This is a genomic window from Saccharothrix tamanrassetensis, assembly GCF_014203665.1.
Taxonomy (GTDB): Bacteria; Actinomycetota; Actinomycetes; order Mycobacteriales; family Pseudonocardiaceae; genus Actinosynnema; species Actinosynnema tamanrassetense.
Map to the genome: position 1 here is coordinate 79,068 of NZ_JACHJN010000013.1, position 22,845 is coordinate 101,912.

Consider the following 22,845-nt stretch of genomic DNA (forward strand, 5'->3'; position numbering starts at 1 on the left):
GCCCGATGACCGCTGCGGACCCGTGCACGTGCTTGTCGAGTTCCGTGAACGACGCGTACTCCGTCGCGGTCACGCGTATCTGCTGGACAGCTGCAACGGGTCCGGCTTGGTCAGCGACACGCACGCCAGCGCGGACACGGCGACCGTCAGCAGCAGGTAGCCCCACGAGTACAGCGCCGTGTCGCCGTCCGGGAACGTCACCAGCAGCAGCCACGTGGAGAAGAACGCCGCGGCCTTCAGCCCGTTCGCGGTCCACGCCAGGCCCGCGCCCAGCACCAGCGCCCAGCTGAAGTACCAGGGCAGCGTGGCCGGGGACAGCAGCGCCACGGCCAGCATGGTGATCGCCGCCCGCCGCACGGCCTCCGGTCCACCGTCGTCGGCCGCCCGCCACTGCCGCCACGCGATGTAGAGCAGCAGGAGCGACCCCAGGCCGCGTGCGACGGTCAGGAACACGCCGGGCCCGACCCGGACGAACGCGCTGACCACGGTGTGCACGAAGTCGCCGACCGCGCTGGGCAGCGACAGCCAGTTCACGATGGTGGACGACGAGCTGAGCGCCGGGATCCAGCCGAGGTCCAGTCCGGACACCAGGGTCGCCGCGGCGAACACGACGACGAACGTCGCCAGGCCGCCCGCGATCGCCTTGCCCAGCTGCGCGGTCCGCGTGCCGTCGAGCCGCCGTGCCCACACCAGCACCAGGAACGGCAGCGCGACCACCGCCGTGGCCTTCACCGCGAACGCCAGCGTGACCACCGCGATGCCCAGCACGTGCCTGCGGTCCAGCACGAACAGGCAGCCCGCCGCCAGCAGGCCGACCATCAGCATGTCGTTGTGCGCGCCGCCGATGAGGTGCACGAGCATCAGCGGGTTGGCCGCCGCGAGCCACAGCGCGACCGCCGGCCGCCCGCCCAGGTGCCTGGCCAGGCCGGGCAGCGCCCAGCACAGCAGCACCAGGCCGGCGGCCAGCAGCAGGCGCATGAGGACCACACCCCCGATCACGCTGGCGTTGGTGGCCCCGACGACACCCATCGCGAGCAGCATGAAGAACGGCCCGTACGGGGCGGGCGTGTTCTGCCAGACCCAGCTCACGTTCTCCGACAGCGGGCTCTGCAGCACGGCGGGCCCGACCCGGTAGGGGTCGAGGCCGTTGAGCGCGAGCTGGCCCTGCGCCAGGTAGCTGTAGATGTCCTTGCTGAACAGCGGCGGCGCGAACAGCAGCGGCAGCGTCCACGCCACGATCGCGGTGAGCACGGCCTTGCTGCCGACGTGTCCGTTGTGGACCATGCGGCCGAGCCGGATCCAGGCCCAGACCACCATGCCCAGGCCGAGGTAGAGCACGGCGGTGGCCAGGTCGTGGCCGTGGCCGTAGCGGATCCAGCTCAGGGACGTGTCGGCGAGCAGCGGGTCGCGCTTGAGGATCGCGCCCGCGCCCGTGCCGCCGAGCGCGACGAGCATGACGCCGGCGACGCCGAGCAGGATGGTGCGGACCGGGATGCCGCCGGGGTCCGGTACCGGGGTAGCACTGGACCGCACCGGCTCGACAGGTGCGGCGCTCGATCGGGGTGGGGACGGGGTCGCGGCCATCGCGGCAACATCGTCGCACAACACGGGCGCGCGTCGGCACGCTGTGGCGGGCACGCGTGACAGGCGTGCAACACCTTGAGGGATCCTCGCACGTGATCGTCACACGGGCGAGTGACCACTTGGAGTATTACGGGCTGCGAATACGCCTGGTGGCGGCAAGATCGGTCGGCTTGCCACGCACTGACGTAGATCACGGTCCGCCGCGTGGTCGTCCACGCCGGACGAGTCGGCGCCCGGAGGGCGACCTGAAGCAGTCCGGTGCGGTCCCGCTGTGCGGCTGATCCGGAGCCCGGCGGTCAACGAGGGCTGTGCGCCCGCCGCGTCGCCGCCGGCCGCCGCCACCTCGCGCCGACTGAGCCCGTGATCCGCTGCGCGGCCAGCTTCCCGGAGATCAGCACCGGCGGCACGCCCACGCCCGGCGTCGTGCCGCAGCCCGCCAGCACCGCGTTGTCCAGCACCAGGTTGCGCGGTCGGAACGGCCCGGTCTGGGCGAACGTGTGCGCGGCGGAGAACGGCGTGCCGGCGGCCAGGCCCTGCGCGGCCCAGTCCCTCGGCGTCACCAGCGACTCGACCTCGATCGCGTCGCCGAACCCGGTCAGGCCGCGGCTCTCCAGCACCCCCACCAGCTCGTCGCGGTAGGCGGGGCCGACGCGCGGCCAGTCGATCGGGCCGACGCGCAGGTTCGGGACCGGCGCGAGCACGAACATGCCCTGTCCCGGCGGGCTGGTGACCAGCAGCGACGGGTCGCTCATCAGCGTGCCGCGGCGGGTCAGCTCGTCGAACGTGCGGTCCCACGCGTGGCCGAACATCAGGGTGTGGTGGGCCAGTTCCGGCCACGTGCGGTCGACCCCGGCGTGCAGCACGACCGCCGAAGGCGACCAGGTGATCGGCACCGGGCGGCGCGGCCGGTGGCCCAGCAGGCGGTAGGACAGCGGCAGGTCCGGGGTGAGCACCACGGCGTCGCACGGGATGCGTTCGCCCTGGGTCGTGCGCACGGCGGTGACCCGGCCGCCGATCCGCTCCAGCCACGCGACCTTGGTCCGGTAGCGCAGGTCCGCGCCCGCGTCCTGGGCCGCGCCGGCCAACGCGTCGGGCAGGGCGCGCATCCCGCCGCGCGGGTAGTAGACGCCCGCGATGGTGTCCATGTACGCGATCACGGCGTACGCGGCGAGCGCCTTGCGCGGCGGAACGCCCGCGTAGAGCGACTGGAACGAGAACACCCGCTGCAACCGCTCGTCCTTCAGGAACCGCGCCACCGACGGGCCCAGCCGGGCGAAACCGCGCAATGCGGCCAGCCGCGCCAGGTGCGGGGTGAGGAGGCTCAGCGGCGAGTCGAAGTTCGCGCCGATGAACGCGTCCTTCTCGGTCCGGTACAGGTCGGTCAGCCAGGTCCGCAGCTCCCGGTACCCGGCGGCCTCGGCCGGACCGGCGAACCGGCGCACCTCGGCCTCCATCGCGTCGGCGTCCGCGTGCACGTCCAGCACGCCGCCGTCGGCGAACCGCGCCCGGTACGCGGGCTCCACCGGCAGCAGGTCCAGCCGGTCGCGCAGGCTCTCGCCGACCGCGTGCAACGCCTCGTCGACCAGCTCCGGCATGGTCAGCACGGTCGGCCCGGTGTCGAACCGGTAGCCGCCCAGGTCCAGCCGCCCGGCCCGGCCGCCGGGCACGTCGTCGCGCTCCACCACGGTCACCCGCCGTCCGGCGCCGAGCAGGTGCAGCGTGGCGGACAGGCCCGCCAGTCCCGCGCCCACCACGACGACGTGGTCGGTGCGGCCGGTGACCGCCCTCATGGTCAGTAGGTCCGTTTCGTGGCGCTGATCGCGAGTTCGGCGAGCCGTTCCGCGGCGGCGGGTTCGGCGACCGGGGCCCGGTCCAGCGCGGTCAGCGCCGACTCGGTGAGCGCGGCGATGCGCTCCTCCACCGCCGCCACCGCGCCCACCTCGACCAGCTTGGCCCGCACCGCGTCCACCGTGGCCACGTCCAGGTCCGGGCGGCCCAGCGCCTCGTGCAGCACGTCCGCGCCGAACTCCACGCCCAGCGCCACCAGCAGGGTCCGCTTGCCCTCGCGCAGGTCGTCGCCGGCGGGCTTGCCGGTCACCGCCGGGTCGCCGAACACGCCGAGCAGGTCGTCCCGCAGCTGGAACGCCACCCCGATGTCGGTGCCGAACGACCGCAGCCCGGCGACCAGCTCCGGCGAGCCGTCGCCGATCGCCGCACCCATGTGCAGCGGGCGTTCCACGGTGTACGCGGCGGTCTTGAGCCGGTCGATGCGCAGCGCGGCGTCCGGCGAGGTGTCACCGCGGGCCTGCGTGAGCACGTCCAGGTACTGGCCCGCGAGCATCTCGGTGCGCATGTCCCGCCACGGCAGGCTCAGCCGGCGCAGCGCGTCGTTCGGCAGGCCGGCGGCGAACAGCATGTCGTCCGCCCACGCCAGCGCCACGTCGCCGATCAGCACCGAGGCGGCCAGGCCGAACCGCTCGGGCTCGCCCAGCCAGCCCTCGTCGCGGTGCCGCCGCGTGAACTTGACGTGCACGGTCGGCATCCCGCGCCGGGTCTCCGAGGCGTCCATCAGGTCGTCGTGGATCAGCGCGCACGCCTGGATCAGCTCCAGCGAGCTGACCGCGGTGAGCACGGCCTCCGCGAGCGGGCTGTCCGGGTCGCCGCCCGCCGCGCGCCACCCCCACCAGGCGAACGTGGGGCGCACCCGCTTGCCGCCGTTGAGGATGAAGTCGGCCAGGGCGTCGACGGCGTCCCCGAAGTTCTCCTCCATCCGTGCGCCCAGGGTCCTGCGGTCGGCGAGATAGCCTGCGAGCGCTGCGTCGACGTGCTTGGGCAGTTCCTGGTCCAACGGGTGGGGCGGCACCCGTCTATGGTCACCTCTGGCCCGGACGCCCGCCCAACCGGGGGGCTGGTCCCATCACGTGAACCGGCCCTCCCACGTGCCGGCACGGGCACTAGGCTGGACGGCATGAAGACGGTCCTCGAACGCCTGAACGGGAGCAATCCCGTCTTCTCCGTGGAGTTCTTCCCGCCGCGGGACGCCGCGGACGAGCTGGTGCTGTGGCGCGCGATCCGCGAGCTGGAGGCCCTGGACCCGGCGTTCGTGTCGATCACCTACGGCGCGGGCGGCTCCTCCCGCGACCGCACCATCCGCACCACCGGCCGGGTGGCGCAGGAGACGACCCTGGTGCCGATGGCGCACCTCACCGCCGTGGACCACTCGGTGGCCGAGCTGCGCAACGTGATCGGCTGGTACGCGGCGGTCGGTGTGCGCAACATCCTGGCGGTGCGGGGCGACCCGCCCGGCGACCCCAACGGCGAGTGGGTGCGGCACCCGTCCGGCCTGACCTACGCCGAGGAGCTCGTGCGGCTGTGCCGCGAGCTGGGCGACTTCTGCGTGGGCGTGGCGGCGTTCCCGTACGGGCACCCGCGTTCGGCGGACCTGGACACCGACACGAAGTACCTGGTCGGCAAGCTGCGGGCGGGGGCGGACTTCGCCATCGCGCAGCTGTTCTTCCAGCCGGAGGACTTCCTGCGGCTGCGGGACCGGGTCGACGCGCTGGGCTGCGACACCGTGCTGCTGCCCGGCCTGATGCCGTTGACCACGCCGCGCACCCTGGCGAAGACCGTCGAGCTGTCCGGCGCCCCGGTGCCCGACGTGGTGGCCCGGCGGCTCGACCCGTACGCGGACGACCCGGCGGCCTTCCGCACGGCGGGGATCGACCTGGTGACCGAGATGGGGGAGCGGCTGCTCGCCGAAGGCGTGCCGGGCCTGCACTTCTACACGCTCAACCGCTCCAAGGCGACCAGGGAGGTGGTGGCCAGGCTCGGGCTGGTCCCCGCCCGAGCCTGACCCACCCGCCCGCCGCCCCCAGGAATCGCGGCGGGCGAGTCCTCAGCGCAGGTGGCGTTCGGTGGCGGAGTCCATCGTGACGCCGATGCGGTTGAAGGCGTTGATCGCGACGACCTGGGCCAGCAGACCGGCGACCTGCTGCTCGTCGAACGTCGCGGTGACCTTCTCCCACAGCTCGTCCGGCACGCCGTGCTCGCCCAGCCGGGTCACGGCGTCGGTGAACTCCAGCGCCACCCGTTCGGTGTCGGTGAAGAACCTGGACTCGCGCCACACCGACACGGCGAACAGCCGCTGCGGGTTCTCCCCGGCCTTGATCGCGTCCGTCGAGTGCATGTCCACGCAGAAGGCGCAGTTGTTCAGCACCGACGCGCGCAGCTTGATCAGGTGCGCGAGCGCGGGGTCGAGGTGCTTGTGGGCGAAGCCGTCGATCTGGAGCAGCGACTGGTAGACCTCGGGTGCCACCTTGGCGAAGTTCATCCTCATACCCGGTGGACGAGGCAGCCCGCCGGGATGTGACGTGTTCAGGGCCACAGGGCCCTGTGGTCGCCGAGGCCCTAGGCGACCAGGCTGCGGCGGTGCGCGACGATCGCCAGCACCAGCACGATCAGCGCCGCCCCACCGGTCAGGCCGGCGACCAGCATGGTCCACGCGAAGTACGAGGGCGAGTTCTCCCCGGCGTACCGGAGGGTGGCGGCGAGCATCGTCGCCTGCCCCGGTTTGGGTGACCACGAGATGGTGGTCGGCTCCTCCTCTCGCCCGTTGGTGTCGATGATCTCACCCGGAAAGCTGATCTTCACCTGGATGTCGGCGCGTTCGGTCGGCACCTGGGTCAAATCGACCGAACCGGACAGCGTCACCAGGTCGCCGGACCGCCGGAACCCGAGCTGGTAGCGGCTGAACGTCGAACTGGTCGCCATGGACAGCGCGCGCACCTCGTCGAACGTCAGGCCGTTGAAGGCCATCTGCGTCCCGGTGTAGGCGTCGGCCTTGTAGGGCTTGGTGGTGACCCGGCTGGCCAGCTCGTTCGGCACCTTGAGCTGGGGACCGGCGTCGTTGTCGTCGGTGAGCGGGGTGGCGGCGACGATCTCGCCGGAGACGCGGTCGTCCTGCGACAACGCCATCGCGGCGTGCAGCCGGACGCACCCCGTCAGCGAGAACGCCGCGAGGAGGAACACCGGCAGGAGGAGCGCGGAGGCCCTGGGCACCAGGTCATCCTGCCGGCAGGGTCAAAAGTTGACCGGGTGGACACGGTCGTGAGGCTGGCTAAATACCTGTTGGAGGGACGTGACCCGCAGGTAACGTGCGGCTCATGTCAACCACTGCGGCCGGCGTGCACGGCATCAGCAACCAGTTCGTGGCCGATTACGCGGCAGCCGACCCGTTGACGGCGACCTTCATCGGCACCCCCGGCTACGACGACCAGCTGACCGACTACTCGCCCGACGGCCACCGCGCCCGCCGGGAACTGTCCGAGCGGGCCCTCGCGGAGATCACCGCCGCCCAGCCCGCCGACGCGTCCGAGGCCGCCGCCAAGTCGGTGTTCCTGGAGCGGGTCGGCCTGGACGTGGAGCTCCACCGGGCCGGGCTGAGGGAGGGCGAGCTCAACGTCATCGCGGGCCCCGTGCAGAACCTGCGCGAGGTGTTCGACCTGATGCCGACCGACACCCCCGAGCAGTGGGCGACCATCGCCAAGCGGCTCGCGGCCGTGCCGGACGCGGTGGCGAACCTGCGCACCGGCCTGGCTCACTCCGCCGACCGGGGCAAGGTCGCCGCGCTGCGGCAGGTCAGCCGGGTCGCCGAGCAGTGCGACACCTGGTCGGGCCGGTCCGGCGGCAAGTCGTACTTCGCCTCCCTGGTCGAGGGCGCGCCGGCGGACACCGCGCTGCGCACCGACCTGGAGGCGGGCGCGCAGGCCGCCGCCGAGGCGTACGCCGACCTGGCCGCGTTCCTGCGCGACGACCTCGCGCCGAAGGCCCCCGGGAAGGACGCCGTCGGCGAGGACGTGTACCGGCTGTGGTCGCGGTACTTCACCGGCGCGCGGCTCGACCTGGCCGAGGCCTACGAGTGGGGCTGGGCCGAGTTCACCCGCATCGAGGCCGAGATGAAGCAGGTGGCGAACCGGATCACCCGAGCCGGAGGCGGCAGTCGGGCGACCGGGGGCGCGACGCTCGCCGAGGCCGCCGCCGTGCTGGACGCCGACCCGCGCTACCGGGTGCAGGGTCAGGACGGCCTCCAGGCGTGGATGCAGCAGCTGTCCGACAAGGCCCTGCTGGACGTCCGGGACGTGCACTTCGAGCTGCCGGACGAGCTGATGAGGCTGGAGTGCCGGATCGCGCCCCCCGGCGGTGGTGTCGGCGCGTACTACACCGGCCCCACCCCGGACTTCTCCCGCCCCGGCCGGATGTGGTGGTCGGTGCCCGCGGACAAGACGGAGTTCTCCACCTGGCGCGAGGTCACCACCGTCTACCACGAGGGCGTGCCCGGCCACCACCTCCAGGTCGCGACCGCCGTCTACCAGGCGGAGAAGCTGAACGACTTCCAGCGGCTGATGTGCTGGGTGTCCGGTCACGGCGAGGGCTGGGCGCTCTACGCCGAGCGCCTGATGCGCGAGCTGGGCTACCTGGAGGACGACGGCGACCTGCTGGGGATGCTGGACGCGCACCTGTTCCGCGCGGCCCGCGTGATCATCGACATCGGCATGCACCTGGAGCTGGAGATCCCGAGGGGGACGGGTTTCCACGAGGGCGAGCGCTGGACGCCGGACCTGGGCCTGGAGTTCATGCTCACCCGCACCATCACCGACCCGGCGCACGTGCGCGACGAGATCGACCGCTACCTGGGCTGGCCCGGCCAGGCCCCGTCGTACAAGCTCGGCGAGCGGCTGTGGCTGGCGGCGCGGGACGACGCGAAGGCCCGGCACGGTGCCGCGTTCGACCTGAAGGCGTTCCACAAGGACGCGCTGGAGATGGGCGCGATGGGCCTGGACACGCTGCGGGAGCGCCTCGCGGAGCTGTGAGCGCCCGAACGGGCGGAACAGTGCCCCGGTGACTGCCTTCACGGCGTCGTCACCGGGGTTTCTGTTGCATATGCTGCGGGCACGAGTGAGGGGGACGGATGGCCAGACGTCTCAGGCGGTCCGCCGTGGGTGTCGTCACGGTGGGCGCGCTGCTGTTCTGCACGGCTCCGGCGGGGGCACAGGACGAGATCTCCGACCCGGCCGAGTGGCGGGTGCGGCAGCAGATCGTGGACTACGCGTTCAGCCAGATCGGGGCGCGGGAGAACGGCTCCAACGGCTATCCGACGCGGTACCAGGAGATCGACCCGGCCGTGCGGCGTCCCGTGGAGTGGTGCGGGGTGTTCGTGAACTGGGCGTGGACCAAGGCCGGTGTGCCGGACCGCCCGTCGATGCGGGCCGCGCCCGGCGCGCCCGCCGTCGACCAGGGGCACTGGGCCACCTACTGGCAGAAGTGGGGCCAGGGCAACGGCCGCTGGAAGCCGCTGGCGGACCGGGACGTGGAGGTGGGCGACGCCATCGTCTACGGCAACTACCCGTCGATGGTCGCGCACGTCGGTGTCGTGGTGGAGGTCAACTACGACCGGACCGGCCTCAAGGCCACCCACGTGCGGACCGTGGAGGGCAACGTGAGCGACCGCGTCGCCTACACGAAGTGGCGCAAGCTCTCCGAGCTGAACACGGGCGCGGGCCTCAAGGTGTCGGGCTTCGTCTCGCCGTTCTAGCTCTTGTGCGGATCACGGGCGGTCGTCGCGGGACGGCCGCCCGTTGCCGTTCCCGCGCCACCGGGCCTCAGTCCAGCGGCAGGGTGCGGCCCAGGACGGCGAACGGACGCGGGTCGCCGGTGAACTGGTAGTGCCGCAGCACGTCGGTGAACCCCAGCCGCCGGTACAGCCGCCACGCCTTGCTGGGGCCCTCCGGGGTGGACAGCAGCACGCGGGACGTGGGCACGCCCGCCAGCAGGCTGCGCAGCAGTCCCTCGCCGATGCCCCGGCTCTGCGCGCTCGGCAGCACGTGCAGCTCGGTCAGCTCGAAGTAGTCGTGCATCCACTCCTCGACCGCGTTCGGCCCGTTGACCAGGGTCAGGCCGTGCCGCACCTGCTCGTGCCACCACTGGCCCACCGAACCCCGGTAGCCGTAGCCGATGCCGACGAGTTCGTCCTCCTCTCCCAGCGCCACCACGCACCGCCAGCCGTCGCGCAGCATGTGCGCCAACCACATCGGCGCGCGCTGCTCGGCCGTGCCCGCCGGGTAGTTCATCGCGCTGACGTAGAGCGCGAGGGCCTCGCCGAGCCGGGAGTTCAGCTCCCGCGCGGACAGCTCCACCAGCCGCTGCGACGGCGCGGCGGTCATCGGGCGACCCGCGCCGGGGTGCCGCCGGTCAGTTCCACCAGGCCCGCGTAGGTCGTCGGGAACACCGCGTGCGGGTGCCCGGCGGCGGCCCACACCACCTCGTACTGCTCCAGGTCGACGTCCACGAACGTCCGGATCGGCGCGGGGTGGCCGATCGGGGAGACCCCGCCGATGACCTGGCCGGTGTGCTCCCGCACGAAGTCCGGCTTGGCCCGCTCGATCCGGTCCGCCCCGGCGAGCCCGGCCAGCAGGTCGGTGTCCGCCCGGTGCGCGCCGGAGGTGAGCACCAGCAGCGGACCGGCCGCGCCGTCCCGCACCGCGCTGAACACCAGGCTGTTCGCGATGGCTCCGACCGGCACGCCCACCGCCTGCGCCGCCTCGGCGGCGGTGCGGACGGCGTCGGCCAGCACGCGGATCCCGTTCGCTGCCTCGTGGTGGCCCGCCTCGGACAGGCCCGCCGCCACCTTGCGGATGCCGGGGTGGTCAAGTGCGCTCACCCGTTCATGAGACCACGTGCGGCCGGGTTGAGGAGTGCCGGGTTCACGGGTTACGCTGATCAGGCTCGAACACTTGTTCGAGCTATGCCTTGGTGGTGGGGCGGGGGAAGCGCCCCACCACCAAGTGCCGCCGTCTCCCCGCGGCGGTCGTCGCTGTCCCGACGCCGCGAGGAGGCCGCCGATGTCGACTTCGACCGACTTCCCCAGCACCCGACGGGTGCCGTTGCCCCTGCCGCCGGCGTCGGCCGTCAGTCTGCTCGCCCAGGCCCGCGACTGCGTGCGCGAAGCCGAGCACGCGACCGAGCCCGCCGACCGGTTCACCACCGCCTACCTGGGCGCGATGCGGGCTGCCGCGGCCGTCCTGGCGTCGCGCGGCAGGCCCCACCGGGGGCGGGCCAAGCCGACCAGCGTGTGGGTGCTGCTGCCGACCCTGGCCCCCGAGCTGCGGGAGTGGGCGGCGTACTTCGCGTCCTGCTCCGCGGCGCGGGCGGCGGTGCAGGCGGGCATCACCCGGCAGGTGAACCGACGGAGTGCCGACGACCTGGTGCGCCAAGCGGCGCAGTTCACCGAGCTGGTCGACGAGATCATGTACGAGGGCAGACTGTGAGCAGGGGACTGGTCGACTACGACCGGCTGATCGAGACCGTGGCGGCGGAAGCCGAGCTGTTGGCGGCGTCGGCGCACGGACAGCGCCCGGAACGCCAGGTGCCGGCGTGCCCGGGCCTGAACCTGGGCGAGACCGCGCGGCACGTGGGCAGCATGTACCGGATGGTGACGGCGTGGGTCCGCGAAGGGCGGCAACCCGTTGCCTGGCAACAGGACCCGGCGCACGGGCAGACGCTGTCGGACTACCTGCGCGAAGGCGTCGAGCCGCTGGTGGACGCGCTGTCCGAACGCGAGGCCGACGACCCGTGCGAGACGTGGTGGCCGCAGGAGCGGACCTGCGGGTTCTGGGCCCGCCGGCTCGCGCACGAGTCCACCGTGCACCGGATGGACGTGCAGTCGGCGGCCGGTCTGCCACTGGACCCGGTGCCCGACGACATCGCCGAGGACGGCGCGGACGAGGTGCTGTCCCTGTGGCTGGGCCACCGGCTCGACGTGCTGGGCGTGCGCGGCACCCGGGAGGGCACGGTGGCGATCCGCACCGCCCGCCGCACGTGGCTCGCCCGCACCGGCCCCGAACCGTCCACGGCGTGGCAGGCGTCACCGGAGGAAGCGGAGTCGGCGGACGGCGACGTCACCGGCCCCCCGGTGCTGGTCTACCGCTGGCTGTGGGGCCGCATCCCCGACCGCGACGTGCGGACCACCGGCGACCACGACGCCATCGCCCAGCTGTGGGCACTGCTCCGGCTGGCGACGAAGTAGCGGGTCACAGCGTCAGGTCGGCGCTCTCCGCCAGGCCGTCCGGGCCGGCGGTCTCCAGCCGGTAGCGGGCGTTGCGGCCGGTGATCTCCAGCACCGCCACCGAGTTGCCGAAGTGCGGTCCGCTGATCTTGGTCCACGAGACCGGGTCGGCGGGCACGCCGGCGCGGTCGGCCCGGCGGCGCAGCAGCCGGGCCAGCGGACCGGACCAGAACAGCCGGAACACCGGGCGGAAGATCCACGGCGGGTCGTTGTGCACCGGCGAGCAGACCAGTTGCAGCACTTGGGAGTGGATCGGCCGGGGGAACTCGGCGCGGGCCGCGTAGCTGTGGTGGACGTCGCCGGACAGCACGCAGATGGTGCCCGGCGCGGACTCGCCGCTGCCGATGCGGTGGATGAAGCGCGCCATCCGCTCGAACGACGCGCGGAACGCGGGCCAGTGCTCCAGGTCGCCCACCTGGCGCACCTTCTCGGCGATCCGCCCGCGCCGTCCGGGGCGTTCCGCGGCGCGTTCGTTGAGGGACTGGAAGTGGCTCAGCGCGTGCGGCATCAGCCACGGCAGCGACGAGCCGATCAGCAGGTGGTCGAAGTCCCCCTCGGCGTTGCGCTCGATCCAGTCGAACTCCTCGTGGCCGACCATCAGCCGCTCCGGCCCGTCCAGGATCCGGCCGCTGCGGGTGTCCACGACGAGCAGCCGCACCCGCCCGAAGTCGCGCCGGTAGCTCCACCGGGTGGACTTGCGGCCCTCCACCTCCCGGTCGGCCTGCTCGGCGAAGTCCTCCAGCAGCCCCTGCACGTCGCCCCCGGCGGCCTGCACCTTGACGAACAGCCCGTCCCGCGCGAGTTCGTCCGGCGCGAGGTTGCCCAGGTGCTGGTACACCCAGTACGACGCCAGCCCGGCCCGGATCCGCTTGCGCCACCACGGTTTCTCCGCCATCTCCGCCCGCCACACCCGGGAGGTGTTCCAGTCGTCCCGGATGTCGTGGTCGTCGAAGATCATCGACGTCGGCAGCACGGACATCAGCCAGCGGATCTCCGGGTCGGCCCACGACTCGTGGTAGAGCTCGGCGTACTCGCGGAACGACACCACCTCGCCCGCGGGCTCGGGTCTGCGCTCGGCCAGCCACTTCTTGACCCGGGGCGTCGGCTCGTCCGCGTAGACCTGGTCGCCGAGCAGCAGCAGCGCGTCCGGCCAGCGCTCCTCGGGCCAGTCCTTCATCCGGAGCGCGAACGCGTCCAGCGCGTCCGGCCCGAGCTTGTCCGCCGCCTGCTGGTTCGGCCCGCCCGCCTTGGCGGCGCGGCAGGACCCGAACACCAGCTGCTTCACCTTCCCGGTGCGGATGCGGGGGCGCGGGAACGAGGAGTCGGCCTCCGGCCACACCACGTGACCGTCCAGTCGCACGTCGTAGAGCGTGCTGGTGCCGGGTTCCAGCCCTTCCACCACGACCAGCGCGAAGTGCTGCTCACCCACCTGGAACGTCGCGGCACGGTGATTCGCGATGGTCACCTCGCAAGCCGCGTCGGTTTCCACCCAGACGGTGGCCGACGTGGCGTCGACATGTCGCAGTACGGGACCAAGCACCAGTGCGGCCATGGGCGCAGACGTTACCTTCGCATCATGGGAACGAGGTTGCACGACGTCGTCGTGGACGCCGCCGACCCGGTCCGACTGGGCCGGTTCTGGTCGGAACTGCTGGCGCGGCCGGTCACCGGGGAGAGCGCCGACGAGGTGGACGTGACGCTGAGTGCCGGCACGGACCTGGTGTTCGTGCCGGTGCCCGAGCCGAAGTCGGTGAAGAACCGCCTGCACCTGGACCTGAATTCGACGTCTCCGGAGCACCAGGCCGCTCTGGTGGCGCGGGCGCGGGAACTGGGAGCGCGACCGGTCGACATCGGGCAGGGAACCGTGCCGTGGGTGGTGCTGGCCGACCCGGAGGGCAACGAGTTCTGCGTCCTGGAGCCGCGTGCCGAGTACTCGGACGTCGGTCCCGTGGCGGCTGTGGTGGTCGACGCCGTGGACCCGTCCGCGCTGGCTGCTTTCTGGTCGCACGCCACGGGGCTGCCGGTGGTCCGTGCGGGGGAGGAGTTCGCGTCGCTGCGCCAGGAGTCGGCGTTCTGGTTGGAGTTCGTCCGGGTCGACGAGGCGAAGGCGGTGAAGAACCGGGTGCACCTGGACGTCGTGCCGCCTGCGGACGGGGATCTGCCCACGGAGGTGGTCCGGCTGGAGGCGCAGGGGGCCGTGCGTGCGGACGTGGGCCAAGGGGCGGTCGAGTGGGTGGTGCTGGCCGACCCGGAGGGCAACGAGTTCTGCGTCCTGACCCCGCGCTGAATCCCGTTGCGGAAGCCGGGTCGGCAGCGGTGATCCGTTCCGCCGGCGATTCGTCCACAACGTGCTGGTCATCGCGCTGCGAGCGGGCTAGGGTCGCCGGAATGCAATATATCAGTCGGGCGTTGTATCGCGACCAGGCGCTGAGTGCGATTCGCGAGGCGATCCTGGGCGGCGACCTGGCGCCCGGCGCGGCGATCAAGGACGTGGCGCTGGCCGAGCGGTTGGGGCTGTCGCGGACGCCGGTTCGGGAGGCGCTGGCGCGGTTGGCCGACGAAGGTCTGGTCGAGTCGAAGCCGCACAGCTACACGCGGGTCACACCGTTGGACACCGCGCCGGTTCGGGATGCGCACGCGGTCGTCCAGGCGATGCACGCTCTGGCGGTCCGGCTCGCGGTGCCCCGGATGGGTCCGACCGACCTGGCTGCGATGCGAGCGGCCAACGGGCGGTTCGCCACGGCGTTGGCCGCGGGGGACGTGGCGGCGGCGTTGGCGGCGGACGACGAGTTCCACGACGTCGCCGTGCGGGGGAGTGGGAACTTCGCCGTTGTCGCCACGATCGAGCGCTACACGCCGTTGGTGCGGCGGTTGGAGCGGTTGCGGCTGGCCACGCCGCCCGGCCGGCACTCGGTGGCCATGCACGAGGAGATCATCGCCGCCTGCGCGGTGGCCGACGCCGAACTCGCGGCGCGGTTGGTGGAGCGGAACTGGGCCACGCTGGCCGAGTTGTCGGAGGAGGACCCACATGGCGCTGGGTGATTTCGCGCGGTACCCGCTGACCTTCGGCCCTTCTCCGGTGCACCCGCTGGAACGGCTGACCCGGCACCTCGGCGGCGCGTCGGTGTGGGCCAAGCGGGAGGACTGCAACTCCGGGTTGGCCTACGGCGGCAACAAGACGCGCAAGCTGGAGTACCTGGTGGCGGACGCGCTGGCGACCGGGTGCGACACGTTGGTGTCGATCGGTGGCGTGCAGTCCAACCACACCCGGCAGGTCGCCGCGGCGGCGGCGCGGGCCGGGCTGAAGTGCGTGCTGGTGCAGGAGAGCTGGGTGGACTGGCCGGACGCCGTCTACGACCGGGTGGGCAACATCCTGCTCAGCCGGCTCATGGGCGCCGACGTCCGGCTGGTGCAGGCGGGCTTCGGCATCGGCGTGAAACCCGCGTGGGAACAGGCGATCGAGGACGTCCGTGCGTCCGGCGGCAAGCCGTACCCGATCCCGGCGGGCGCGTCGGACCACCCGTTGGGCGGTCTCGGGTTCGCGGGGTGGGCGGCCGAGGTGGAACGGCAGGAGGCCGAGCTGGGCGTCCGGTTCGACACCGTCGTGGTGTGCTCGGTGACCGGCAGCACCCAGGCCGGGATGGTGGCCGGGTTCGCGGGCAGCGGCCGTCGGGTCGTCGGGATCGACGCGTCGGCCGAGCCGTGCGACACCCGCGACCAGATCACCCGCATCGCGCAGAGGACCGGGAACCTGCTGGAGGTGGAGGTCCGCGAGACCGACGTGGTGCTCGACGAGCGTTTCCACGAGGGCATCTACGGCGTGCCGGGCGAGTCCACCGTGGACGCGATGAAGCTTGGTGCACGCCTGGAAGGCATGATCACCGACCCGGTGTACGAGGGGAAGTCGCTGGCGGGCCTGGTGGAACTCGTGTCCTCCGGCGAGATCCCCCGCGACTCGACCGTCCTGTACGCACACCTCGGCGGCCAGCCCGCGCTCAACGCCTACAGCAGCCTGTTCCGCTGACGCCGGCAGCTCCGGGTCCGATGCGGCTGCCCGGGAGGCAGGACTTGGCTCTACCGGCCTGTGCGGAGGCGGGTGCGGCCGGGCTTGCGCGGGGCGGGTGAGTGAGAAAGTCACGCTGTGCCGGCCTGTGCGGAGGGGGCGCGCGAGCAGACGAGCTGCACCGGCCTGCGCGAAGCGGTGAGGGCTGGGACCGGTGTGGTCCAAGGGGTTGAGTCGGATCTCCCCGGGAAAGCCGGCTAAGCCCGCAGCCGCAAGCCCTTCGGGGTGGCGCGGAAGCCCGCTTCCTGGAGGATGCCGGCCAGCCGTGAGCCCAGAGCCACCTCCCCGTCCGCCCGTTGCAGGGCCAGCTGCCCGAGCCAGCCGTCGCGCACCGCGCGGCTCAGGGCCTGTGCCGCGGCGTGCAGGACGTCGTCCTCCTCGCTGAACGACAGCAGCGAACGCCCGCCGCGTTCCACGTACAGCGCCGCCACGCCGTCCACCAGCACGGTCAACGACCCGGACTTCCGCCCCGGCCGGTGCTTGCCCTCGCCCAACGGGTCGGGCCACGGCAGCGCCGCGCCGTACGGCTGGGCCGGGTCGGTGGCGGCCAGCACCACGGCCTCCGGTGTGCCGATGTGTTCCTGGCCGGGCGGGCGGGACAGCGCGCGCAGGCGGTCGACCGCGCCGCGTGCCGCGAACTGCGCCGCGCCGAGCCCTTCGACCACGTAGCCGCGCACGACCTGGCCGGACTCCTCCATCGCCCGCAGCACCCGGTACACGCCGCTGAACCCGCCGGTCACGCGTTCGGTGTCCAGCGCGCCCCTGGTGAGCACGCCGTGCCGTTCCAGGAACGCCTCCGCCCTGGCGTGCGCGCGCCGCGTCGGGTCGGACACCGGCACCACGGCCAGCGACCAGCGCCCGGCCACGGTCGGCGGTCCGGTGCGGCTGGGCATGTCCGGCCGGCCGGTCCGCATCCGCGCGTACCGGCCGCGCGGTGCGGTGCGGCGGGGTTTGTGCGCGGCGCCACCGCCGGAGACCAAGGCGCGCAGCGGCGACAGCGTGTCGTTGGTGACCACGCCCGCCCACACCAGGTCCCACAGCGCACCGACGACGTCGCCGTCGGTCGTCGGACCCTGCAACGACACCCGGTCCACCAGTTGCCGGAAGAACAGCGCCCCGCCCGCCAACGCCTCCACCACGGCGGTGTGCAGCGACGACTCCGGCATCGCCTCCGGCACCAGGTCGGGCAGCAGCAGGTCGGCCACGTCCGTCGGGGCCAGCGCGATCCAGCCGTCCCCGCCCGCCAGCGAGCCGCAGCCGGTCCACGTCACCTCGCCGGACGCGGTCAGCTCGTCCAGCAGCGCCGGGGTGTAGCCGGGCAGCCGGGCGGGCAGCACCAGCGACTCGACGGCGCTCGCGGGCAGTGGCGCACCCGCCAGCTGCTCCACCACCGAGTACACGTCGTCCACCGTGGGCGCGCCGCGCAGCCTGCGGCCCACGCCGTGCCAGCTCGGCAGGAACCGGCCCAGTGCGGCCGGTTCGACCGGCTCCACCTCGGACCGCAGCCGCGCCAGCGACGCCCGCCGCAGCCGCCGCAGCACGTCGGCGTCGCAGTACTCGGTGTGGGTGCCGCCGGGGCGCAGCTCGCCGCGCACCAGCCGGCCGGTGGCCGCCATCCGCTCCAGCACGCCGGTCACCACCGCGACGCCCAACCCGAACCGCGCCGCGGCCTCCATCGCCGGGAACGGCCCGTGTGTTCGCGCGTACCGGGACAGCAGGTCGCCCAACGGATCCGCCACCGGCTCGGTGAACGCCTCCGGCACGCCCACCGGCAGCGCCACGCCCAGCGCGTCCCGCACCCGGCCCGCGTCCTCGATGCCGATCACCCGTTCCTCGCCCGCGATCCGCACCCGCAGCGCCCGCCGCTGCGCCACCAGCTCGGTCAGCCACTCCGGTCGGATGCCCCGGGCCGAGGCCTCCGCCTCGGACAGGTCGCCCAGGAACCGCAGCAGGTCGGCCGCGCCCTCGGCGTCGCGGGCGTGCCGGTCCGGGGCCAGCCGCTGGAGGCTGCGCTCGACCTCTTCGACGACCTCCGGGTCGAGCAGCTCCCGGATCGCCTCCGAACCCAGCAGCTCCGCCAGCAGCGCCGAGTCCAGCGACAGCGCCGCCGCCCGCCGCTCCGCCAGCGGCGCGTCCACCTCGTACAGGAACATCCCGACGTAGCCGAACAGCAGGCTGCGCGCGAACGGCGACGGCCCGGACGTCTCCACCTCCACCACGCGCACCCGCCGCGCCCGCACGTCGGACATCAGCTCACGCAGGCCGGGCACGTCGTACACGTCCTGGAGGACTTCCCGCATCGCCTCCAGCACCACCGGGAAGCTCTCGTACTTCGCCGCCACGGACAGCAGTTGCGCCGCCCGCTGCCGCTGCTGCCACAGCGGTGTCCGGCGCTTCGGGTCGCGCCGGGGCAGCAGCAGGGACCGCGCCGCGCACTCCCGGAACCGGGCCGCGAACAGCGCCGACCCGCCCACCTCGGCGACCACCACCTGCTCGACCTCCTCCGGGTCCAGCAGCACGTCGTCGGCGCCCGCCACCACCTGCGCGCCGTCCAGGTCGACCGCGTCCGGCAGCCGCACCACGATCCCGTCGTCGGAGTGCGCCGCCTGCACCTCGATGCCGCGCCGCTCCCGCAACCGGGCCGCGATCGCCAGCGCCCACGGCGCGTTCACCTGCGCCCCGAACGGCGAGTGCACCACCAGCCGCCAGTCGCCCAGCTCGTCCCGGAACCGCTCCACCAGCACGGTCCGGTCGTTGGGCACGTGCCGGGTCGCCTCCCGCTGCTCGCCCAGGTACGCCAGCAGGTTCGACGTCGCCCACGCGTCCAGCCCCGCGTCGGCGGCCCGCCGCGCGGCGTCGGCGGGGTCCATCGTGGACACCTCGCGGAGGAACTTCCCCAGCGCCCGCCCCAGCTCCAGCGGGCGCCCCGGCGCGTCGCCCTTCCAGAACGGCATCCGCGCGGGCTGACCGGGCGCGGGCACCACGATCACCCGGTCGTGCGTGATGTCCTCCACCCGCCACGACGAGGTGCCCAGCAGGAACGTGTCGCCCACCCGCGACTCGTAGACCATCTCCTCGTCCAGCTCGCCCACCCGCGAGCCGGGACCGCGTTCCGACGGCGGTGTCATCACCGCGAACAGCCCGCGGTCCGGGATGGTGCCGCCGGAGGTCACCGCCAGCCGCTGCGACCCCGGCCGGCCGCGCAGCTCGCCGTTGACCCGGTCCCAGGTGATCCGCGGCCGCAGCTCGCCGAACTCCTCGCTCGGGTAGCGGCCCGCCAGCATGTCCAGCACCGCCTGCAGCGCCGACTCCGGCAGCGCGGCGAACGGCGCGGCCCGCCGCACCAGCCCGGCCAGCGCCTCCACCGTCCACGGCTCCATCGCCACCATGGCCACGACGTGCTGCGCCAGCACGTCCAGCGGGTTGCGCGGGTACCGCACGGCCTCGATCGCGCCGTCCCGCATCCGCTCCGCGACCACCGCGCAGGACACCAGGTCACCCCGGAACTTCGGGAACATCACCCCGCGCGACACCGCGCCCACCTGGTGCCCGGCCCGGCCGACGCGCTGCAGCCCGGACGCCACCGTCGGCGGGGCCTCGATCTGCACCACCAGGTCGACCGCGCCCATGTCGATGCCCAGCTCCAGCGACGACGTCGCCACCACGCACGGCAGCCGCCCGGACTTGAGCTCCTCCTCCACCGCGGTCCGCTGCTCGCGCGACATCGAGCCGTGGTGCGCGCGGGCCACGGTCGCCGACCGCTGGGTGGTCAGCCCCGACTGCCCGATCGCCTCGGCCGGGAACCGCTCCGGCTCCGGCGCCTCCTCGGCAGCCTCCTCGGCCAGCTCGTTGAGCCGGGCGGTGAGCCGTTCGGCCAGCCGGCGCGAGTTGGCGAACACGATCGTGGAGCGGTGCTCCCGGACCAGCTCCAGCACCCGCTGCTCGACCGACGGCCAGATCGAGGACCGCTGCTCCGCGCCCGACGCCGGGCCGGACACCTCGCCGGTCGGCTCGCCGAGCGTGGACATGTCCTCGACCGGCACCTCCACCCGCACCTCGATGGTCTTCGCGGTCTTCGGCTGCACGACCTTCACCGGACGCCCACCGGCCAGGAACGCGCTCACCTCCTCCACCGGCCGGACCGTGGCCGACAGCCCGATGCGCTGGGCGGGGCGCCCCGCGGGTCCGCCGTCGAGCAGCGAATCCAGCCGTTCGAGGGACAGCGCGAGGTGCGCGCCGCGCTTCGTGCCCGCGACCGCGTGCACCTCGTCGATGATCACCGTCTCCACGCCGCGCAGCGACTCGCGCGCCGACGAGGTGAGGATCAGGAACAGCGACTCCGGGGTGGTCACCAGCACGTCCGGCGGCCGGCGGGCGAACGCGCGCCGCTCGTCCGCCGGGGTGTCGCCGGTCCTCATGCCGACCGTGATCTGCGGTTCGGGCAGGGACAGCCGGTGCGCGGCCTGCCGGATGCCCGCCAAGGGCGCTCGGAGGTTGCGCTCCACGTCCACGGCCAGGGCTTTCAGCGGCGAGACGTAGAGCACCCGGCAGCGGTGCCTGGGATCGTCCGGCGGAGGGCTCGACGCCAGCTTGTCCAACGCCCAGAGGAACGCGGCCAGCGTCTTGCCCGAGCCGGTCGGCGCGATGACGAGGGCGTGCTCGCCCGCGGCCGCCGCCTCCCACGCGCCGGCCTGCGCCGCCGTGGGCGCGGCGAAGGCCCCGGCGAACCACTGCCGGGTCGCGGAGGAGAAAGCGGCCAGGACATCCATGCCGTCCATACTGACCCAGGGGTACGACAGTGTCTGATTGCCGCTGCTTCGCAGGCGGCGGCTTGGTCGCCTGGAAGTCGGTGGTTCGCACCCCGTTTTCCGTCGATCGAAGGGCGTGATCGACGGAAAACGGGGTGCGAACCACCGACGCGACCTCGCGGTGGGGCCGCGTCGGTGGGTTAGGTGGGAGGGATGAGGTGAGGGGTTAGGTCGGAGGGGTGGGGGTGTGAGGTGTGAGGGGTTGGGCCGGAGGGGTGGGAGGTGGGTGGGGTCGAGAGGGTGTGAGGGGGTGTGGGGTGTGTAGTGCGGACACGGTCTCGTGGGGGAGGGGGCTGTGACAGGATCACCCCGGTTCGGAGAGCTAAGGGGTGGTCGTGCGCGTCCTGTCCGTTGACCTGGGCACTTCCAACACCGTCGCGGTGCTCGCGGCGCACGGCAGGCCGCCCAGGGTCGTCGAGGTGGACGGGTCGGCCACCATGCCCTCGGCCGTGTACTGCGAAGAGGACGGCTCGCTGGTGGTCGGCCGGGACGCCGAGCGCCGCGCCCGGCTGGACCCGTCGCGGTTCGAGCCCAACCCCAAGCGCCGGGTGGACGACGGCGCCCTGCTGCTCGGCGACAACGTCGTCCCGGTCGCCGACGCGCTGGCCGCCGTGCTGCGCCGCGTGCTGGAGGAGACCACCCGCCAGCTGGGCGGCGAGCCGCTGGACGAGATCCGCCTCACCCACCCCGCCCAGTGGGGCCCGACCCGCCGCAACGTGCTGCTGTCCGCCGCCCGGCTCGCGGGCGTGGACAAGGACATCGTGCTGGTGCCCGAGCCGGTCGCGGCGGCGTCGCACTACGCCTCGCTGTCGGTGGGCCAGGCGCTGGCCGTGTACGACCTGGGCGCGGGCACGTTCGACGTGGCCATCGTCGGCGCGACCCAGAACGGCTTCACCGTGCTCGCCGAGGACGGTCTGCAAGACCTGGGCGGCCTGGACGTGGACCAAGCCCTCCTGGAACACGTCGGACGCCAGGTGTCGCACCGCGACCCGGCGGTCTGGCAGCGGCTGCTGCGTCCCGAGTCGACGGCCGACCGACGCGCCCGGCGCGCGCTCCAGGAGGACGTGAGGGCGGCCAAGGAGTCGCTGTCCCGGCACGCGCACACCGAGGTGCCGATGCCCGAGCCGTTCGAGGACGTGCTGGTCAACCGCTCCGACCTGGAGGCGCTGGTCCGCCCCAGCATGCTGCGCAGCGTGGAGCTGCTGGCGTCCACGATCCGCTCCACCGGTCTCGCGCCGAACCAGCTCGCGGGCATCTACCTGGTCGGCGGTTCGAGCCGGATCCCGCTGGTGGCGACCATGATCGCCGAGCAGGTGCGGGTGGTGCCGACGAGCCTGGACCAGCCGGAGACGGCGGTGGCGCTGGGCGCGCACCACGTGCCCAAGGACGGCGTGACGCCGCGCACCAAGGAGCCGCTGAAGGTCTCCAAAGAGCCGGCGACGGTGATCACCAAGCCGGTGACCGGGCCGAACCCCGTGCAGAACCCGGCCATGAGCGGTCCGTACCAGGTGACCAACCCGGCGGTCAGTGGGCCGTATCAGGTCAACAACCCCGCGGTGAGCGGTCCGTACCAGGTGACCAACCCGGCGGTGAGCGGGCCGTATCAGGTCAACTACCCGCAGACCGGGCCGCAGCAGTTCAACTTCCCGAACGTCACCCCGCGCACGCAGCAGCCGCAGAAGAAGAAGCCCAACAAGAACGTCCTCATCGCGGTGGGCGCGGCCGTCGTGGTCGTGCTGGCCGTGGTGGGCGGCATCTTCGCGTTCGGCGGCCAGGGCGTGCCCACCGCGCAGGACTGCAAGAACGAGACCGAGAAGGACGCCCAAGGCTTCACGCAGTGCCTGCGTCAGCTCGCGGGCAAGATCCCGGACGGCAACACGTGCAAGGCGGGCGGCTCGGCCGGTGTGTCGGGCATCAGCGCCATCAAGGGCACCGTGGTGAGCTGTTCGGTCAAGGACGACTACTCGGTCCAGTACATCCTCACCGACACCGTCACGGGCGCCCAGCAGGGCGCGGACGCCGTGGTGCGCTCGCTCAAGGCGGACATGGTGGAGGCCGAGTGGGCGGGCAACGGCTTCAAGGGCAAGTACCGGGCCGCTGCGGACGGCGGGGTGGGGCTGCTCGCGTTCACCGCCGACGAACGGCCGCTGCTGGGCATCGTGACCAAGAGCGGCGGCGGTGACCTGACCGCCGACTCGGTCGCGGACTTCTTCGAGAACGTCGTCCAGCCGGGCACCTGACCCGGACGGAGGCTGTGCCTGGGCCATTCG

General features: G+C 73.0%; 18 protein-coding genes. 9 read left to right on the plus strand and 9 right to left on the minus strand.

What is annotated here, in order from left to right:
- Positions 1–69: 69 nt before the first annotated feature.
- From mptB to FHS29_RS32080, 3 genes are all read right to left on the minus strand, one after another.
- Positions 70–1,533 carry a polyprenol phosphomannose-dependent alpha 1,6 mannosyltransferase MptB gene (gene mptB, locus FHS29_RS32070; RefSeq protein WP_184697381.1) on the minus strand — a complete coding sequence of 488 codons (1,464 nt, stop codon included), beginning with the start codon at positions 1,531–1,533 and terminating at the stop codon, positions 70–72.
- A gap of 347 nt (positions 1,534–1,880) precedes the next feature.
- Complete coding sequence (gene crtI, locus FHS29_RS32075; RefSeq protein WP_184697384.1) at positions 1,881–3,374, minus strand: phytoene desaturase family protein; 1,494 nt, start codon at positions 3,372–3,374, stop codon at positions 1,881–1,883.
- 2 nt (positions 3,375–3,376) lie between these two features.
- Entirely contained in the window at positions 3,377–4,447 is a 1,071-nt protein-coding gene (locus FHS29_RS32080; protein ID WP_184697387.1) for a polyprenyl synthetase family protein, read from the minus strand.
- A gap of 105 nt (positions 4,448–4,552) precedes the next feature.
- Here FHS29_RS32080 and FHS29_RS32085 point away from each other — a divergent pair, with 105 nt between their 5' ends.
- On the plus strand, positions 4,553–5,437 hold the full coding sequence (locus FHS29_RS32085) for a methylenetetrahydrofolate reductase (protein WP_184697390.1): 885 nt from the start codon (positions 4,553–4,555) through the stop codon (positions 5,435–5,437).
- A gap of 42 nt (positions 5,438–5,479) precedes the next feature.
- Here FHS29_RS32085 and FHS29_RS32090 read toward each other — a convergent pair whose 3' ends face one another.
- The gene (locus FHS29_RS32090) at positions 5,480–5,914 is read right to left on the minus strand and encodes a carboxymuconolactone decarboxylase family protein (RefSeq protein WP_184697393.1); all 435 of its coding nucleotides are present in this window, start codon (positions 5,912–5,914) and stop codon (positions 5,480–5,482) included.
- A 77-nt stretch (positions 5,915–5,991) separates the two neighbouring features.
- Entirely contained in the window at positions 5,992–6,642 is a 651-nt protein-coding gene (locus FHS29_RS32095) for an LppM family (lipo)protein (RefSeq protein ID WP_184697396.1), read from the minus strand.
- Positions 6,643–6,746: 104 nt separating this feature from the next.
- On the opposite strand from FHS29_RS32095, the gene FHS29_RS32100 reads away from it, so the two are divergent.
- The gene (locus FHS29_RS32100) at positions 6,747–8,453 is read left to right on the plus strand and encodes a DUF885 domain-containing protein (protein ID WP_184697400.1); all 1,707 of its coding nucleotides are present in this window, start codon (positions 6,747–6,749) and stop codon (positions 8,451–8,453) included.
- A gap of 98 nt (positions 8,454–8,551) precedes the next feature.
- Positions 8,552–9,175: a CHAP domain-containing protein gene (locus tag FHS29_RS32105; RefSeq protein ID WP_184697405.1), complete on the plus strand. Its 624-nt coding sequence runs from the start codon at positions 8,552–8,554 to the stop codon at positions 9,173–9,175.
- A gap of 67 nt (positions 9,176–9,242) precedes the next feature.
- Here FHS29_RS32105 and FHS29_RS32110 read toward each other — a convergent pair whose 3' ends face one another.
- Both FHS29_RS32110 and FHS29_RS32115 read right to left on the minus strand, forming a co-directional pair.
- Entirely contained in the window at positions 9,243–9,803 is a 561-nt protein-coding gene (locus tag FHS29_RS32110; RefSeq protein WP_184697408.1) for a GNAT family N-acetyltransferase, read from the minus strand.
- Positions 9,800–10,300 carry a YbaK/EbsC family protein gene (locus FHS29_RS32115; RefSeq protein ID WP_184697411.1) on the minus strand — a complete coding sequence of 167 codons (501 nt, stop codon included), beginning with the start codon at positions 10,298–10,300 and terminating at the stop codon, positions 9,800–9,802. Before FHS29_RS32115 ends, FHS29_RS32110 begins: the two co-directional genes overlap by 4 nt.
- Positions 10,301–10,481: 181 nt before the next feature.
- On the opposite strand from FHS29_RS32115, the gene FHS29_RS32120 reads away from it, so the two are divergent.
- Together FHS29_RS32120 and FHS29_RS32125 are read left to right on the plus strand one after the other, a co-directional pair.
- Entirely contained in the window at positions 10,482–10,907 is a 426-nt protein-coding gene (locus tag FHS29_RS32120; protein ID WP_184697414.1) for an SAV_6107 family HEPN domain-containing protein, read from the plus strand.
- The gene (locus FHS29_RS32125; RefSeq protein WP_184697417.1) at positions 10,904–11,665 is read left to right on the plus strand and encodes a maleylpyruvate isomerase N-terminal domain-containing protein; all 762 of its coding nucleotides are present in this window, start codon (positions 10,904–10,906) and stop codon (positions 11,663–11,665) included. The genes FHS29_RS32120 and FHS29_RS32125 overlap by 4 nt, the downstream gene beginning before the upstream one ends.
- 4 nt (positions 11,666–11,669) lie before the next feature.
- Here FHS29_RS32125 and FHS29_RS32130 read toward each other — a convergent pair whose 3' ends face one another.
- Positions 11,670–13,256 (minus strand): alkaline phosphatase D family protein, encoded by a 1,587-nt coding sequence (locus FHS29_RS32130; RefSeq protein ID WP_184697420.1) that lies wholly within the window; start codon positions 13,254–13,256, stop codon positions 11,670–11,672.
- A 24-nt stretch (positions 13,257–13,280) separates the two neighbouring features.
- Here FHS29_RS32130 and FHS29_RS32135 point away from each other — a divergent pair, with 24 nt between their 5' ends.
- The 3 genes from FHS29_RS32135 (at position 13,281) to FHS29_RS32145 (ending at position 15,728) form a co-directional block, all read left to right on the plus strand.
- Positions 13,281–13,991 (plus strand): VOC family protein, encoded by a 711-nt coding sequence (locus FHS29_RS32135; protein WP_184697423.1) that lies wholly within the window; start codon positions 13,281–13,283, stop codon positions 13,989–13,991.
- A 101-nt stretch (positions 13,992–14,092) separates the two neighbouring features.
- On the plus strand, positions 14,093–14,746 hold the full coding sequence (locus FHS29_RS32140; RefSeq protein ID WP_184697426.1) for a GntR family transcriptional regulator: 654 nt from the start codon (positions 14,093–14,095) through the stop codon (positions 14,744–14,746).
- On the plus strand, positions 14,733–15,728 hold the full coding sequence (locus FHS29_RS32145; protein WP_184697429.1) for a 1-aminocyclopropane-1-carboxylate deaminase: 996 nt from the start codon (positions 14,733–14,735) through the stop codon (positions 15,726–15,728). The genes FHS29_RS32140 and FHS29_RS32145 overlap by 14 nt, the downstream gene beginning before the upstream one ends.
- 236 nt (positions 15,729–15,964) lie before the next feature.
- Here FHS29_RS32145 and FHS29_RS32150 read toward each other — a convergent pair whose 3' ends face one another.
- Positions 15,965–20,536: an ATP-dependent helicase gene (locus FHS29_RS32150; protein ID WP_184697432.1), complete on the minus strand. Its 4,572-nt coding sequence runs from the start codon at positions 20,534–20,536 to the stop codon at positions 15,965–15,967.
- A gap of 374 nt (positions 20,537–20,910) precedes the next feature.
- On the opposite strand from FHS29_RS32150, the gene FHS29_RS32155 reads away from it, so the two are divergent.
- Positions 20,911–22,815, plus strand: coding sequence for an Hsp70 family protein (locus FHS29_RS32155; protein ID WP_184697435.1), 1,905 nt, complete (start codon positions 20,911–20,913; stop codon positions 22,813–22,815).
- The last annotated feature ends 30 nt before the right edge of the window (positions 22,816–22,845 follow it).

Excerpts from the sequence above, each read along its gene's own strand:
- crtI (WP_184697384.1), bottom strand. The coding sequence starts at position 3,374 with ATGAGGGCGGTCACCGGCCGCACCGACCACGTCGTCGTGGTGGGCGCG.
- FHS29_RS32085 (WP_184697390.1), top strand. The coding sequence starts at position 4,553 with ATGAAGACGGTCCTCGAACGCCTGAACGGGAGCAATCCCGTCTTCTCC.
- FHS29_RS32090 (WP_184697393.1), bottom strand. The coding sequence starts at position 5,914 with ATGAACTTCGCCAAGGTGGCACCCGAGGTCTACCAGTCGCTGCTCCAG.
- FHS29_RS32100 (WP_184697400.1), top strand. The coding sequence starts at position 6,747 with ATGTCAACCACTGCGGCCGGCGTGCACGGCATCAGCAACCAGTTCGTG.
- FHS29_RS32105 (WP_184697405.1), top strand. The coding sequence starts at position 8,552 with ATGGCCAGACGTCTCAGGCGGTCCGCCGTGGGTGTCGTCACGGTGGGC.
- FHS29_RS32110 (WP_184697408.1), bottom strand. The coding sequence starts at position 9,803 with ATGACCGCCGCGCCGTCGCAGCGGCTGGTGGAGCTGTCCGCGCGGGAG.
- FHS29_RS32120 (WP_184697414.1), top strand. The coding sequence starts at position 10,482 with ATGTCGACTTCGACCGACTTCCCCAGCACCCGACGGGTGCCGTTGCCC.
- FHS29_RS32130 (WP_184697420.1), bottom strand. The coding sequence starts at position 13,256 with ATGGCCGCACTGGTGCTTGGTCCCGTACTGCGACATGTCGACGCCACG.
- FHS29_RS32135 (WP_184697423.1), top strand. The coding sequence starts at position 13,281 with ATGGGAACGAGGTTGCACGACGTCGTCGTGGACGCCGCCGACCCGGTC.
- FHS29_RS32140 (WP_184697426.1), top strand. The coding sequence starts at position 14,093 with ATGCAATATATCAGTCGGGCGTTGTATCGCGACCAGGCGCTGAGTGCG.
- FHS29_RS32145 (WP_184697429.1), top strand. The coding sequence starts at position 14,733 with ATGGCGCTGGGTGATTTCGCGCGGTACCCGCTGACCTTCGGCCCTTCT.
- FHS29_RS32150 (WP_184697432.1), bottom strand. The coding sequence starts at position 20,536 with ATGGATGTCCTGGCCGCTTTCTCCTCCGCGACCCGGCAGTGGTTCGCC.